Annotated in this window: 13 protein-coding genes and 1 pseudogene; 3 read left to right on the forward strand and 11 right to left on the reverse strand. The window is 75.1% G+C overall.

Annotated features, from left to right (window positions below; genetic code table 11):
- Positions 1–26 precede the first annotated feature (26 nt).
- The gene (locus VM636_RS26725; RefSeq protein WP_030417739.1) at positions 27–464 is read right to left on the reverse strand and encodes a DoxX family protein; all 438 of its coding nucleotides are present in this window, start codon (positions 462–464) and stop codon (positions 27–29) included.
- A 508-nt stretch (positions 465–972) separates the two neighbouring features.
- Between VM636_RS26725 and VM636_RS26730 the strand changes: the two genes are divergently transcribed.
- From VM636_RS26730 to VM636_RS26740, 3 genes and pseudogenes are all read left to right on the forward strand, one after another.
- The gene (locus VM636_RS26730) at positions 973–1,710 is read left to right on the forward strand and encodes a lytic polysaccharide monooxygenase (protein WP_030417738.1); all 738 of its coding nucleotides are present in this window, start codon (positions 973–975) and stop codon (positions 1,708–1,710) included.
- A gap of 219 nt (positions 1,711–1,929) precedes the next feature.
- Entirely contained in the window at positions 1,930–2,256 is a 327-nt protein-coding gene (locus VM636_RS26735; protein WP_338485893.1) for a hypothetical protein, read from the forward strand.
- A 206-nt stretch (positions 2,257–2,462) separates the two neighbouring features.
- Positions 2,463–2,666 (forward strand): annotated as a pseudogene (locus tag VM636_RS26740) (hypothetical protein); the annotation flags it as partial.
- Positions 2,667–2,778: 112 nt separating this feature from the next.
- On the opposite strand, the gene VM636_RS26745 reads toward VM636_RS26740, so the two are convergent.
- From VM636_RS26745 to VM636_RS26790, 10 genes are all read right to left on the reverse strand, one after another.
- Entirely contained in the window at positions 2,779–3,558 is a 780-nt protein-coding gene (locus VM636_RS26745; RefSeq protein ID WP_030417737.1) for a glucose 1-dehydrogenase, read from the reverse strand.
- Positions 3,555–4,574 carry an SMP-30/gluconolactonase/LRE family protein gene (locus tag VM636_RS26750; protein WP_338485894.1) on the reverse strand — a complete coding sequence of 340 codons (1,020 nt, stop codon included), beginning with the start codon at positions 4,572–4,574 and terminating at the stop codon, positions 3,555–3,557. The genes VM636_RS26745 and VM636_RS26750 overlap by 4 nt, the downstream gene beginning before the upstream one ends.
- A gap of 144 nt (positions 4,575–4,718) precedes the next feature.
- The gene (locus VM636_RS26755) at positions 4,719–5,684 is read right to left on the reverse strand and encodes a sugar kinase (protein ID WP_030417735.1); all 966 of its coding nucleotides are present in this window, start codon (positions 5,682–5,684) and stop codon (positions 4,719–4,721) included.
- The gene (locus VM636_RS26760; protein WP_030417734.1) at positions 5,681–6,313 is read right to left on the reverse strand and encodes a bifunctional 4-hydroxy-2-oxoglutarate aldolase/2-dehydro-3-deoxy-phosphogluconate aldolase; all 633 of its coding nucleotides are present in this window, start codon (positions 6,311–6,313) and stop codon (positions 5,681–5,683) included. The genes VM636_RS26755 and VM636_RS26760 overlap by 4 nt, the downstream gene beginning before the upstream one ends.
- A 49-nt stretch (positions 6,314–6,362) precedes the next feature.
- Positions 6,363–7,517 carry a galactonate dehydratase gene (gene dgoD / locus VM636_RS26765; RefSeq protein ID WP_030417733.1) on the reverse strand — a complete coding sequence of 385 codons (1,155 nt, stop codon included), beginning with the start codon at positions 7,515–7,517 and terminating at the stop codon, positions 6,363–6,365.
- A complete protein-coding gene (locus VM636_RS26770; protein ID WP_030417732.1) occupies positions 7,514–8,308 on the reverse strand; it encodes an FCD domain-containing protein in 795 nt (264 codons plus the stop codon). Before VM636_RS26770 ends, dgoD begins: the two co-directional genes overlap by 4 nt.
- 62 nt (positions 8,309–8,370) lie before the next feature.
- Positions 8,371–9,648: a DUF4380 domain-containing protein gene (locus VM636_RS26775; protein ID WP_053913207.1), complete on the reverse strand. Its 1,278-nt coding sequence runs from the start codon at positions 9,646–9,648 to the stop codon at positions 8,371–8,373.
- Between the two features lie 3 nt (positions 9,649–9,651).
- Positions 9,652–10,737, reverse strand: coding sequence for a zinc-binding dehydrogenase (locus tag VM636_RS26780; RefSeq protein WP_030417730.1), 1,086 nt, complete (start codon positions 10,735–10,737; stop codon positions 9,652–9,654).
- A gap of 43 nt (positions 10,738–10,780) precedes the next feature.
- Entirely contained in the window at positions 10,781–11,800 is a 1,020-nt protein-coding gene (locus tag VM636_RS26785) for an ABC transporter permease (RefSeq protein ID WP_030417729.1), read from the reverse strand.
- 11 nt (positions 11,801–11,811) lie between these two features.
- Entirely contained in the window at positions 11,812–13,347 is a 1,536-nt protein-coding gene (locus VM636_RS26790) for a sugar ABC transporter ATP-binding protein (protein ID WP_030417728.1), read from the reverse strand.
- Positions 13,348–13,368 lie beyond the last annotated feature (21 nt).

Raw genomic sequence — 13,368 nt, forward strand, 5'->3', positions numbered from 1 at the left:
CGCCGGGCGCGTGCGGTGCGCGTCGCTCACATCGGGGACGCCGTGGCGATCCGGCGGGTCTCCGGCTCGCGGCGGGGGTGCACGAGGCCGGCCAGCGACCAGCGGCCGGGGCCGAGGAAGGCGAGGAGGAGGAAGGACCAGCAGAACATGGCCGCCGCCTCGCCGCCGTTCTCGAGGGGGAAGAGCCCCGAGGACTGGTGCTTCACGAAGTAGGCGTACGCCATCGAGCCGGAGCACACCAGGGCCGCCGCCCGGGTGCCGAGGCCCAGCAGGACCAGTGTGCCGCCCACCAGTTGGATGGCGGCGGCCCACCAGCCGGGCCAGGCCCCGACCTCGGGCCTCGCGCCGTGCGGGCCGCCCAGCACGTCGAAGAGGGTGGCCGCTCCGTGACAGGCGAACAGCAGGCCGACGACGATCCGGTAGAGGCCGAGGACATGGTCCCTGCTCTTGTTCAGCGCTTCCATCGGTGGTGCTCCTCTCTGGCGCGAGGTCCGGGAGGACGCCGCGCTGCGGTGGGGGCGTGCGGTGGAGCCGTGCGGTGGGGCCGTGTGGTGCCCGCGCGGGGCAGGGCGACCCGGACGGACCGGACGGCTCGGCGCGAGCGGCTCTGCTCGACCGGCTCGTCCTTGAGCGGCGTCGTCGTCCGGTGAGCGGAGCCCGGGTGTCTCCGGGGGCGCCCGGTCGTGCCGTTGCGGTCGGGGTGGGGGGACGGGGAGGGCGTGGGACCGCGGCGGGCCGCCCGGGGCAAACGGCTCCGTGGTGGAAGCTTTAACCACTGCCGACGGCCTTGTCTAGACCAATGGGCGGACGAAGTTGCGAGGGGTGGGGGTCCTCGTGAAGTCGCTCCGCAGGGGCGGAAGTTCAGTGCGCATCCACTCTTGACCGATTCCCGTTCCCCGCTATGGTCTAGACCTAGCTCACCCCCCAGGTCTAGACCAAGTCTCGGCAAACGCATCAAACGAAGGGCATGTCATGAACACGAAGAGGCGCTTGGCCGTCGTCGTCGGGGCCCTGGTCGCCCCGCTGCTCGCTGTCAGCCTTCCGGCCGGTTCCGCCAGTGCCCACGGATGGGTCACCTCGCCCAACAGCCGCCAGGACCAGTGCGCCTCGGGCGCCGTCCAGTGCGGCCAGATCAAGTACGAGCCGCAGAGCGTCGAGGGGCCGAAGGGCCTCAAGAGCTGTAGTGGAGGCAACGCCCAGTTCGCCGAACTGGACGACGACAACAAGGGCTGGCGCGTCACCCCCGTCAGCTCCACGTACACCTTCACGTGGCACCACACCGCGCGGCACGCCACCTCCAACTGGCAGTACTTCATCGGTGACACGAAGATCGGCGAGTTCTCGGGCAACAACGCCCAGCCCGCTCCCGACGTCAGCCACCAGGTGAACTTCGGCAACTTCACCGGCAAGCAGAAGGTGCTGGCCGTCTGGAACGTGGCCGACACCGGCAACGCCTTCTACTCCTGCATCGACGTGAACATCGGCGGCACCGGCGGCGGTGACAACGGCGGCGGCAACAACGGCGGCGGCGACACCGACCCGGACGACTGCACCGTGACGGCCTGGAGCTCCAGCAGGGTCTACAACGGGGGCGACACCGTCTCCCACAAGGGCCGCAACTGGCGTGCCAAGTGGTGGGTCCAGGGCGAGGAGCCCGGCACCACCGGTGAGTGGGGCGTCTGGGAGGACCTCGGGGCCTGCCAGTCCTGACCCCGTTTGAGCGGGACCGGCGTGCGCCGGGCGGAGCGCACGCCGGACCGGCGCGAGTCCGCCGTCCGGACCGCCCCGGTGGCCGGACGGCCCCGCGCCTCCGGGCCGGCCCACCGGACCCGGCCGCAGCCGGCCGTGAGGCCGGCCCGTTCCGCTCCACGCTCCACCCGCACGTGCACCTCTCTTCGGACCCGCACCGTCGACGGACCAAGGAGCACCATGTTCACGAAGTCGCCGTCCGGAAAGCGCTGCGCGGCCGGGGCCGCGGCCCTCGCGACCGCCTCGGCGGGCCTGCTGCTGCTCACCGCCCCGACCGCCCAGGCCCTGCCGGACAACTGCACGATCTCGTCCGGGAGCACCCTCTCCAGCCTCTGCACCGGCGGAACCGGCCAGCACCGGATCCGCGCCGTGCTCAACGCCCCGGACCCGAGGCTCCCGCAGCGCATCGTCCTCGGCGACTGGGCCCCGGTCGGCCAGGCTTCGGTCGCCGCCAACCCCTGGGGGCCGGGCGCCGTCGCCGGCGTCTGGGTGGACCGCGCCGACTGACGCGCCGCCCCGGCACGGCCCCGTACGCCCGCAAGGCCGCCCGGCCCGCCGCTCGGCGCGTACGCCGCGGTCCGGCCGGCGGCGACGGGTCCGTCAGGTGAGGAGGGCGAGGCCGGCGATCAGTCCGGCGTAGGCGAGCACGAGGAGCAGGGCGCACAGGAGGAGCAGCCGGCCGGTGACGATGCCGAGGAGCGCGGCGGCGCGGGGCCGCCCCCGGTGTGCGGGCCGGTGCGCGGAACGCGGTGGTCAGTGCCGCCTGGACCAGGCGCGGGGAGGCCGCGCCGGTGCGGGCGTGGGGCGTCGGCCCCGGGGAGCTGGAGCGGATGCGGTTCGCCGAACGTGCCCGGCTCGCCGAGCGGCTGCGCGGCGGACGGCTCGCGGGCCCGGCGCAGCGCCCGGGGCGGCTCCGGTCCCGGGGAGGGAGCGCCCGGGCCCGGGACCGGACCCGGCGTCTTCGCGCATCGAGGCGAGCGGCCCGGCCCGAGCGTGGCGAACCGCGCTTCCGCCCGTGCACCCGGGACCCTAGCCCGCGAAGCGGGCGCCGAGTCCGCCGTCGACGGGGATCTCGGCGCCGGTGATGCCGCGGGCGCCCGGTCCGAGCAGGAAGGCGACGACCTCGGCCACGTCCCGGGGCTCGCACATCCTGCGCATCGGGTGCACGTCCACCACCTCGGCCTCGGCCGCCGCGGGGTCGGGCTGTGCGGCGAAGTAGTCGCGCACCAGCGCCGTCCGGGTCCAGCCGGGGCTGACGGCGTTGACCCGGACGCCGTGGGGTGCCAGTTCGAGGGCCAGACTGCGGGTCAGCCCCACCAGCCCGGATTTCGCCGCCGCGTAGGGGAAGTACCCGGCGGAGGTGAGCCGTGCGTGCAGGGACGCGATGTTGACGATCGAGCCCGTGCCGCGCTCGCGCATGGCGGGGATGAGCTGCCGGGTGACGAGCCAGGCACCCTTCAGGTCGACGGCGAAGACACGGTCCCACTCCGCCGAGGTCATGGTCGCGGGGTCGAAGTAGGCGTTGATTCCGGCGTTGTTGACCAGCAGCGTCGCCGGGCCGAGGCGTTCGGCGGCGGAGGTGGTGGCGGCGGCGACAGCCGCCTCGTCGGTGATGTCGACCACCAGCGGCAGCATCCGGTCCGCGGGGACGGCGTGGCGTGCGGCCGCGCGGCCGAGTGCGTCCTCGTCGCGGTCGAGTACGGCGACGGCGGCGCCCGCCGCCAGCAGCACGTCGACGACGGCCTCGCCGATGCCCTGCGCGCCACCGGTGACGACGGCGGTGTGGCCCTGGAGGGGGTGCGGGTTCACGGTGTCTCCCTGTCGGTGCCGCCGGCGGAGGGCCGCACGGCGGTGGGGGCGGGCGGCACCCCGGTGACTCCGGGGTGCAGGACGGCCGGTTGGGCGGGCGGCGCCGACGCCCCGACGTCGGCGGCGAGCACCCGCCCGTCGTGCCCCCGACCGTCGCCGGCCGGGTGCCCGCCGGGGTGCGTGTCCGGGGGGCCGCCGTGGGGCCCGGCGGCGAGACCGAACGTGGCGGTGGCCACGAAGAGGGTGCCGTCGACGAGCGCGGGGCTGGTGGGCTGGAGGGCGGGGAGCGGCAGGACGGCGTCGAGCGAGCCGTCGGGCGTGTACCGGTGGACCGCGCCGGCGCCCCAGACCGCCACCCAGAGGCGGCCGTCGTCGTCCACCGTCATGCCGTCCGGGCTGCCGGCGCCCGGTGCGAGGGTCACGTGTGCGGTGCGGTCGTACAACTCCCCGTCGTCGGGGTCCACCCGGAAGCGGTCGATGCGGCCCTCGGCGCTGTCGGCGAGGTACATCACCCTCCCGTCGGACGTGAACGCCGGACCGTTGGGGATGCCGAGCCCGTCCAGCACGGTGCTGACCGACCCGTCGTGCCCGACCCGGTGGAGCCGGCCGAGGCCGCGTTCCGGGCCGTAGGGCATCGTGCCGAACCAGAAGCGCCCGGACGGGTCGCAGCACCCGTCGTTGACGCGGCCGGCCACGGGGCCGGCGGTGCCGGGGCGGGCCAGCCAGGTGAGGCCGCCGTCGGGGGCGAGCACGGCGGCGCCGGTGCCCGCCGCCGCCAGCCAGTGGCCGGGGTGCCCGGCCAGCGGAGCGACGGCGCCCAACGGGACGTCCAGCCGCAGCAGGACGGTCCCGTCGCCGGGGGTGGCGGGGTCGAGGGCGGTGAGGGTGCCGTCGAGGATGTCGACGGTCACCAGGCGGTCTCCGGTGTGACGCAGGCCCTCTCCGAGCGTGCGCCGGGAGGTGGTCCAGGAGCGGAAGTCCGGTGCGCCGGGCGGCCGGTGCGGGTGGCGGGTCACGGGTGCCTCCTCGGGGTTCCGCCCTCCCCGTCGACGGTCCGTGACGGGTACGGCGGGGCTGTGGTGTGACGGCGGGGTGTGGCCGGGGTCCGGTCGTGCGGGCTCCCCCGGAGGGCGGGCCCCCGCCGGGGTGCGGCGGGACGGTCAGCGCAGCGTGGCGCCGTCCTCCCGGTCCAGCAGGGCGAGTTCGCGGCGCTCGGGGAGTCCTTGCCAGTCCCCCTCGGAGCCGACGGCGAACGCGCCCACGGTGTTGGCGCGTTCGAGGCGGTCACGCGGACCGAGCCCGTCCAGCAGACCCGACAGCAGGCCGGCCGTGAAGGCGTCTCCGGCGCCCACGGTGTCGCGGACGGTGACGCGGCGCGCGGGCGCGTGTTCCCGGCCTTCCGGGGTGTGCAGTTCGGCGCCCGAGCCGCCGAGCTTGACCGCCACCTCCCGGGTGTGCCCGCCGGACAGCAGGGACCGGACCCGGTCGGCCGTGGTGTGCGCCGACGGGTCGGCCGCCAGGGCGAGTTCGTCGTCGGAGGCGATGAGGAGGTCGGCGTCGCGGGCCAGCGGGCGCAGGACGTCGGCGGCGCGGGAGGCATCCCAGAGCAGTGCGCGGTGGTTCACGTCCAGGCTGACCAGGATGCCGGCGGCCCTGGCCGCACGGACGGCGGTGCGCACCGCGGCCAGCGGGCGTGCTCCCAGGGCACAGGTGATGCCGGTGACGTGCAGGATGCGGGCGCCGTCGAGCAGGGCGGGCGGCACGTCCTCGGGGCACAGCCGGGAGCCGGCCGAACCCGCCCGGTAGTACCGGACGCGGGTCAGGTCGGCGATCCGCGGTTCGGAGAACAGCAGCCCGGTCGGGGCGTCCGGGTCGGTGCGGGCGCCGGTGGTGTCCACGGACTCGGCCCGCAGACTGCGCAGGACCAGGGTGCCCAGCTCGTCGTCACCGACGCGGCCGATCCAGCGGGCCCGGTGTCCGAGCCGGGCCAGGCCGACGGCCACGTTCGACTCCGCGCCGGCCACCGAGAGCCGCAGGTCGCCTCCCATCCTGAGCGGTCCGGACGCCCGGAGCGCGGCCATCGTCTCGCCGAGGGTGACGACGTCGGGGGCGGCCCGGGTGGTCATGCCCGCTCCCGGTGACCGGCGAGTGCGCCGAGGAAGGCGCGGCACCGCTCCCGCAGCGCGTCCGGGTCCCCGCCGCGCGGGGCGTCCCCCACGATCGGTGACCCGACACCGACGGCCACCGCCCCGGCCTCCAGGTAGGCGCGGGCGGCGGTGGCGTCCACGCCCCCGGTCGGTACGAACGGGACGCCGGGCAGCGGGTCGCGCAGCGCGCGCAGGTAGTCCGGCCCGCCGACGGAGGCGGGGAAGAGCTTGACGGCGGTGGCGCCCTCGTCGACCGCCCGCACGACCTCGGTCGGGGTCAGCGCGCCGGCGACGACGGGCAGGCCGAGCGCGTGGGCGGTGGCGCTCCCCTCGGCCAGCGCGGGCGTGACCACGAAGGCGGCCCCCGCCTGCTGGACCTCACGGGCGTCGTCGCCGGTGAGCACCGTGCCGGCGCCGATGAGGGCGTCACCGGCCGCCCGCGCGCAGCGGGCGATGATCCCGGCCGCGTCGGGGGTGGTCAGGGACACCTCGATCAGGGCGACGCCCTCCTCCCGGAGGGTGTGCACGGTCCGTTCGGCGGCCTTCGGGTCGGTGCCGCGGACGATGGCGATCACGCGTTCGCGGCGGAGTCGGTCGGTGAAGGTCATGCGGTCAGTCCTCGGATGGATGCGGAACGGGTACGGGGCCGGGCCGGCGTCACCACTCGGCGAACGAGCCGTCGGGATGCCGCCACAGCGGCGTGCGCCAGGGCGAGTCCCCGGCGGCGGTGGCGTCGGCCCGGCGGACCGCGTCCTCGTCGACGGTGATGCCCAGTCCCGGCCCGGTGGGGCGCGCGACGTGGCCGTCGGTGAAGCGGAAGACCTCCGGATCGACGACGTAGTCGAGGAGTTCCGCGCCGTCGTTGTAGTGGATGCCGATGCTCTGTTCCTGGATGAGGAAGTTGGGCGTGGCGAAGGCGACCTGGAGCGAGGCGGCGAGCGCGATCGGCCCCAGGGGGCAGTGCGGCGCCAACTGGGCGTCGAACGTCTCGGCGAGGGCGGCGATCCGGCGCAGCTCGGAGATGCCGCCGGCGTGCGACGGGTCGGGCTGCGCCACCGCGATGCCGGCGGTCAGCGCGGGCAGGAAGTCCCAGCGCGAGTAGAGGCGTTCGCCGGTGGCGATGGGCACGGCGGTGGAGCGGACGAGCGGCTCCAGCAGCCGGGTGTGCTCGGGGGTGACGGGCTCCTCGGCGAACAGGGGGTGCAGTTCCTCGAGCGCGGCGAGCAGGCGCCGCGCCCCGGCGGGACCGAGCCGGCCGTGCAGGTCGACGGCCACGTCGCGGCCGGGGCCGAGTATCTCCCGCGCGGTGGCCACGCGGGCGTGCGCGGCGGCGACGTCGGCCGCGCCGGCCAGGCGTCCGGTGCGGCCGGTGGCGTTCATCTTGACGGCGGTGAAACCGGCCTCGACCTGGGCGCCGACGGCGTCGGCGATCTCGGAGGGCTCGTCCCCGCCGACCCAGGAGTAGACGCGTACCCGGTCCCGGACGGCGCCGCCGAGCAGGTCGTGCACGGGGACGCCGAGCGTCCGGCCCCGGATGTCCCACAGGGCCTGGTCGATGCCGGCGACGGCGCTGGAGAGTACGGGTCCGCCGCGGTAGAAGGTGCCGCGGGTCATCACCTGCCAGTGGTCCTCGATGTGCCGCGGATCGAGCCCGACGAGGTACTCGGCCAGTTCGCCGACGGCCGTACGGACGGTGTCCGCGCGGCCCTCCACCACCGGCTCGCCCCAGCCGACGATCCCCTCGTCCGTCTCGACGCGGCAGAAGAGCCAGCGGGGCGGTACCCGGAAGGTTTCGATACGGGTGATTTTCATGGTGTTTCTCGGTCCTCCGGTTCGGTGCGGGGCCCGCCGCCCCGGCCGGTGCGGTCGTCGTCCGCGTCGTCGGCCTCGCCTGTGGTGGGGATGCGGGAGGGACCCGCGGTGCGGGCGAGGTCGGCGTCGGCGCGGGCGAGCAGCGCGCGCATGGCCCGCTCGGCCGCGGACGGGTCCGCGTCGCGCACGGCACGCAGGACGGGCTCGTGGGCGGGCACCGGGTCGTCGGCCTCGGCGGAGTGGACGAGCCTGTCGCGTTCGGCCAGGCCCGGTCCGATGAAGACGTCCATGCGCTGGAGCAGTTCGTTGTGGGTGGCGCGGAGCAGCGCGCGGTGCCAGGCGAGGTCGGCCTCGGCGGCGGCCGAGGCGTCGCCGGAGGTCGCGGCCATGCGGGACAGGGCGGCCTCCAGCGCGGCCAGGTCCTCCTCGGTGCGCCGTTCGGCGGCCAGGCGGGCGGCGGCGGGCTCGACGATGAGGCGGACCTCGGCGAGGTCGCGCAGGACCAGCTCCGGCGCGTCCGCGGCGAACTGCCAGCGGATGACGTCGGCGTCGAGCAGGTTCCAGTCCTCCCGGGGCCGGACGAACGTGCCGCGCTTCTGTCGCGCGTCGACCAGCCCCTTGGCCGTGAGCACCTTGAGGGCCTCCCGCAGCACCGTCTGGCTGATGCCGAGTTCGTCGATGAGGGAGGCGAGGTCCAGGGTCTCGCCCACCCGCAGGCGGCCCTGCACGATGCGGGTGCCGACCGTCTCCACGATCTGCCCGTGCAGGCCCCTGCCCACGTACTCGGCCATGTTCCGTTCCTCCTCCGGTCGTGCGCTCCGCGCGGTGCGCACAGCACCCCACCCTATATTATTTATGAATTAAAAGAGGGCAGTCCGTCCTCCGCGACGGTGAGACGGGCCACGGGCACCGTGCCGCCGCCAGGCAGCGGAGCGGTCAACTCCCGGCCCTCGGGCGGGACCTGATCGCCGGGCAGATGGACGGGGCAGGCCCGGCCCGGCTCCAGCGCGCCGAGCGTGAGCAGAGGCGCCCCGGCCCGGTTCCTGACCTCCAGCGGACCCGCCGCATACGGCACGAAGACGCCCGGGACCCGGCCGTCCGGCCCCGTCCGGGGCAGCCCGGCCCAGTAACCGGCCGGTGTCGCCGCCTCCACCGGGCCCACCGAGGGACCGACCCCGAACCGCACCTCCAGCGAGGCCGACGCCCCCGGCACCAGCGTCGTCAGCGGCCCCAGCGCCTCACACTCGACGACGTGATCGCGCGGCAGCAGACCGCCCAGGTGGGGCAGCCCCTCCGCCAGCGGACACTCCATCCACACCTCGGCGCGCGACCCTCCGTCGGGGTAGGGGCCCTCGTGCACGGCGAAGCGCTGCACCAGGGTGCGCCCCGCCCCGACGTGTGCCAGCCATCCGGCCGAGTCGGGGAAGCCGACCTTTCCGACGACGTCCTGGTGCGGCACGTGCAGCACACCGGGGGCCGCCTCCAGCACCCGGGGCCGCCCGGTACCGGCGATCAGCGCGACGGTGGCCGGCCGCCCGGACCCGGCGCGGCCGAGGTACACGCCCTCGGCCCCGGCCGGATCCGCAGGCGCCCCGGCGAGCTGGGTGACGTTCCACAGTGCCCAACGACGCTCCGACGCAGTCGTGTTGGTCATCGTCAGGACCAGGTCGAAGGCCGTGCTGCCCGGGCGCAGCACGACCCGGCGCTCCAGACGGAGACCGGTGCGCGGATCGTCGCCACTGGTCAGCACGAGCGTCACGGCGCCGGCCCGCCGCTCGACCCGGGCGGCGTAGGGCCCCGAGTCGAGGACCGGGTCCGGCGGGCCCGCCCACTGGTCCGGGCCGTCCCAGCCCTGGGGAGCGGGCCAGGTCTTGTCCCCGCCCCAGTTGAGCCAGTCGGACATCGGGCCGTCGTGCGGGCCGGGCCGCACGCCCGGCAGCGGCGCGAGCGCGCCGTCCAGGAGGCGGGGGTTGCGGTACAGGAACTCCGCGCCGTCCAGCGTCACCGAGAGCAGCCGGCCGCCCAGCCCGGGAGCGGCGGACACCGCCAGGGCACCCGCGTCCAGCGTGATCAGCTCGCCGTGCGCGGTCGGTACCCGACGCACCCGCACCGGGTCTTCCGCGGTGGTCACCGGTCAGCCGTCCAGACCGGGTTCGAGTACGACCTTGCCCCGCGCGCCGCCCGCGGCGAGCGCGAAGGCGTCGTCCGCCCGCGCGAGGCCGAAGCGGTCGCTGACGATGCGCTCCGGCCGAAGGCCCCAGCGCACCAGGTTGCGCGCCAGCTCCGCCATGACCGGCACCGAGGTGACCCAGGAGGCGTACAGCGTGACCTGCTTGTGCAGCAGGGCGTCGGAGACCTCCGTCTCCAGCGTCCCGCCCTCCCCGACCAGGGAGATCCGTCCCCATTCGGCGATGTGCGCGATGGCGGTGGACCGGCCGGGGCGGGTGCCGGAGCAGTCGATCGCGGTCGAGGCCCCGCGCCCGCCGGTGAGCGAGGCGACGGTGTCGGCCGCGTCCTCGGGGGTGACCGTCGCGTCGAAGACTCCCAGCCCGTCCGCCCACGCGCGGCGCTCGGGCGAGACCTCCACCCCGATGACCCGCCGGGCACCACGCCCCCGGCCGGTCATCGCCGCGGCCAGCCCCACCGGCCCCAGGCCGACGACGAGCAGGTCGTCGTCACCGTTCACCCCCATCCGCCGGATGCCCTCGTAGGCCGTGCCGAAGCCGCAGGCGACGAGCGCCCCGTCGACGAAGCTCAGTTCGTCGGGCAGCGGCACCAGCGTGTGCTCGTCGGCGAGCAGGAAGTCGGCCGCCGCGCCGTCGCGCTGCCAGCCGTAGGCGGCGCGGCCCGGGTCCGCGCAGCTGATCTGGTAGCCCCGGGCGCAGTTGTCGCACAGTCCGCATCCGGCGATGTGGTAGACCACCACCCGGTCGCCCGGCCGGTGCCGCCGTACCCCCGGACCGGTGGCGACGACCGTGCCGCTGGGCTCGTGGCCGGCGACGACGCCCCGGTAGGCGGGACCGTCCACCCCGCGATGGGTCTTGTGCTCGCGGTAGATGTAGCCGATGTCGCTGCCGCAGATGCCGGCCGCGCCCACGCGCAGCAGCACCTGCCCCGGGCCGGGTACGGGCACCGGCAGCTCCCGCACCTCGGCGGTGCTGTCGCCCGGCAGGTACACGCCGCGCATGGTGGCGGGCGAAGGGGTGGTGGACTCACTCATGGGATTTCCTTCGTGCGGGTCGGGCGGGACCGTGTCGGACGGGTCAGGTGGTGCGCGTCGCCAGGCCCTTGCGGGAGATGACGACGTTGACGAGCACGGCCCCGACGATGATCACGCCGCGTACGACGTCCTGGAGGAAGGAGTTGACCCCCAGCAGGACCAGCCCGTTGGCGATCACGGAGATGAACAGCACGCCCAGCATCGTCCCGATGAGACTGCCGCGGCCTCCGGCGAGCGCGGTGCCGCCGATGACGACTGCGGCGATCACGTCGAACTCCAGGCCCGCGGCGGCGCCGCCGTTGCCCGAGCCCAGGCGGGCCGCCATCAGGATGCCGGTGAGGGCGGCCAGGAGTCCGGTGGTGGCGAACAGCAGGACGCGTACCCGGCCGATCGGGATGCCGGCGAGCTGCGCCGCCGCCGCGTTGCCGCCCACCGCGTAGACCGAACGCCCGTACGCCGTCCGGCGGGCGACGTACCAGAACGCCAGGAACAGCAGCACCAGCACGATCGCCGGGGTCGGCACCCCGAGGATCTTGCCGCCCAGCGCGTCCATGAAGCCGCCGTCCGGGGTGGCGACCGGGAGCGCGTTGGTGGTGTAGAGCGCGAGGCCGCCCAGCGCGCTCCAGAGCCCGAGTGTCGCGATGAAGGACGGCACCCCGAACCGGGCGCGCAGCCAGCCGGCCGCCGATCCCCACAGCACCCCGGCCACCAGGGTGAGCAGCAGCGCGAAGGGCAGCCCGAGGCCCCATTCGGTGGCGCCCTTGGCGAACAGCACGGAGGCGAAGGCCACCGCCGGGCCGATGCTGATGTCGATCTCCCCGGCGATGATCACCAGGGTGACGCCGAGGGCGGGGATGCCGACGGTCGCGGCGTCCCGCAGGATGCCGAGCTGGTTGTCGGCGCCGAGGAACCCGCCCGCGGTGACGCCGAGCGCGATGTACAGCACCACGATCGCGGCCAGCAGGCCGAACTCGTTGAGGTGGCGCAGCCGGCGGACGCGGACGGCGGACGCGGGCGGAGACGGGGTGCCGGACGGCTTGCCGGCCACGAGGGTCGAGGACATGGTTGTCTGCCTCACACTTCCACCGCCATGGTGGCGGCCATGATGTCGTCGAGGGTGATGTCGGGTGCGAGGAACTCGCGGGTGAACCGGCCGTTCTGGAGGGTCAGGACGCGGTCGCAGACGAGCGGCAGCTCCTCCAGCTCGCCGGAGACGAAGACGACGGCGGCGCCTTCGTCGGCCAGGGCCCGGATCAGGCGGTAGATCTGCTGCTTGGCCTCGACGTCCACGCCGCGCGTGGGTTCGTCCAGGAGCAGGACCCGGCTCCGGGCGTGCAGCCAGCGGCCGATGACGGCCTTCTGCTGGTTTCCGCCGCTGAGGTTGACGATGGGGGTGTCCAGGCCGGGCGTCTTCACCGCGAGCCGCCGCACCAGGTCCTCACCGGCCTCGCCGGCCCGGCGGGACGAGAGGCCGGCCCGGCCCCTGATCCCCCCGAACCAGGACATCGTCATGTTCTCGCCGACGCCGAGCAACGGAACGATGCCCTCCCCCTTGCGGTCCTCGGGCGTCATGCCCACCCCCAGCCGCTTCATCACCGCCGCGGCGGGGCGGGCGACCGGCCGCCCCTCGAAGGTGACCGTGCGCTCGGCTCCGTGCTCGAACCCGGCGACCGCGCGCAGCAGTTCGCTGCGGCCCGACCCCAGGAGCCCGCCGATACCCAGTACCTCACCGGCGTAGAGGTCGAAGCCGACGTCCGCCAGTTTCGGCGGGAGTGTCAGGTTCCGGACGGACAGCAGGGGTGTACCGCTGCGGTCCACCGCGCGCGGCGCGAAGGCTTCCTGCTCGCGGGCGGCCCGGCCGAGCATGAGGGCGACGATCTGCGCGGTCGTCGCCTCGCGCACGTCCACCGTGTCCACCACGCTGCCGTCGCGGACGACGGTGACGCTCCCCGCCACCTGCCGGATCTCGTCCAGCCGGTGGCTCACGTAGATCACCGCGACACCGGCGGCGGAGATGCGGCCGACCGCCTCCAGGACGGTACGCGCCTCACCGGCGGCCAGTGCGCTGGTCGGCTCGTCGAGGATCAGCAGCCGCGGACGGCGGCGCACCGCCCGGGCGATCTCGACGAGCTGCTGCTCGGCCAGCGGGAGCGAGCCGACCGTGTCCTCCGGGTCGACCCGCACGTCCAGCTCGGCCAGCACCTCGGCGGCCTCGCGGCGCATCCGGGGGAAGTCCACCCCGGACGCGCCGCGCCGGGGCCACTCGCCGAGGAACAGGTTCTCGGCGACCGTCATCTCCGGGACCAGGCTCAGCTCCTGGTGGACGGTGGCCGCCCCCAGTTCCGCGGCCCGGCGTACGCCGCCGTCGCCGAGGACCTGCCCGCCGATGCGGACCTCGCCGCTGTCGGGAACCTCGACACCGGACAGCATCCGGATGAGCGTGGACTTGCCTGCGCCGTTGCGTCCGAGCAGCGCGCGCACCTCGCCCGGTTCGATACGGAAGTCGACGTCGACCAGCGCCCGGACGCCCGGGTACCGCTTGTTCAGGCCGCTCGCCTCGGCGGCCGGCGTGGTGCCGGAGGCGCCGGGCGGCGATGGGGAGGTCGTCATGCTCGCTCCAGGGGAACCGCA

The sequence above is a fragment of the Streptomyces sp. SCSIO 75703 genome (genome assembly GCF_036607905.1).
Classification (GTDB): Bacteria; Actinomycetota; Actinomycetes; order Streptomycetales; family Streptomycetaceae; genus Streptomyces.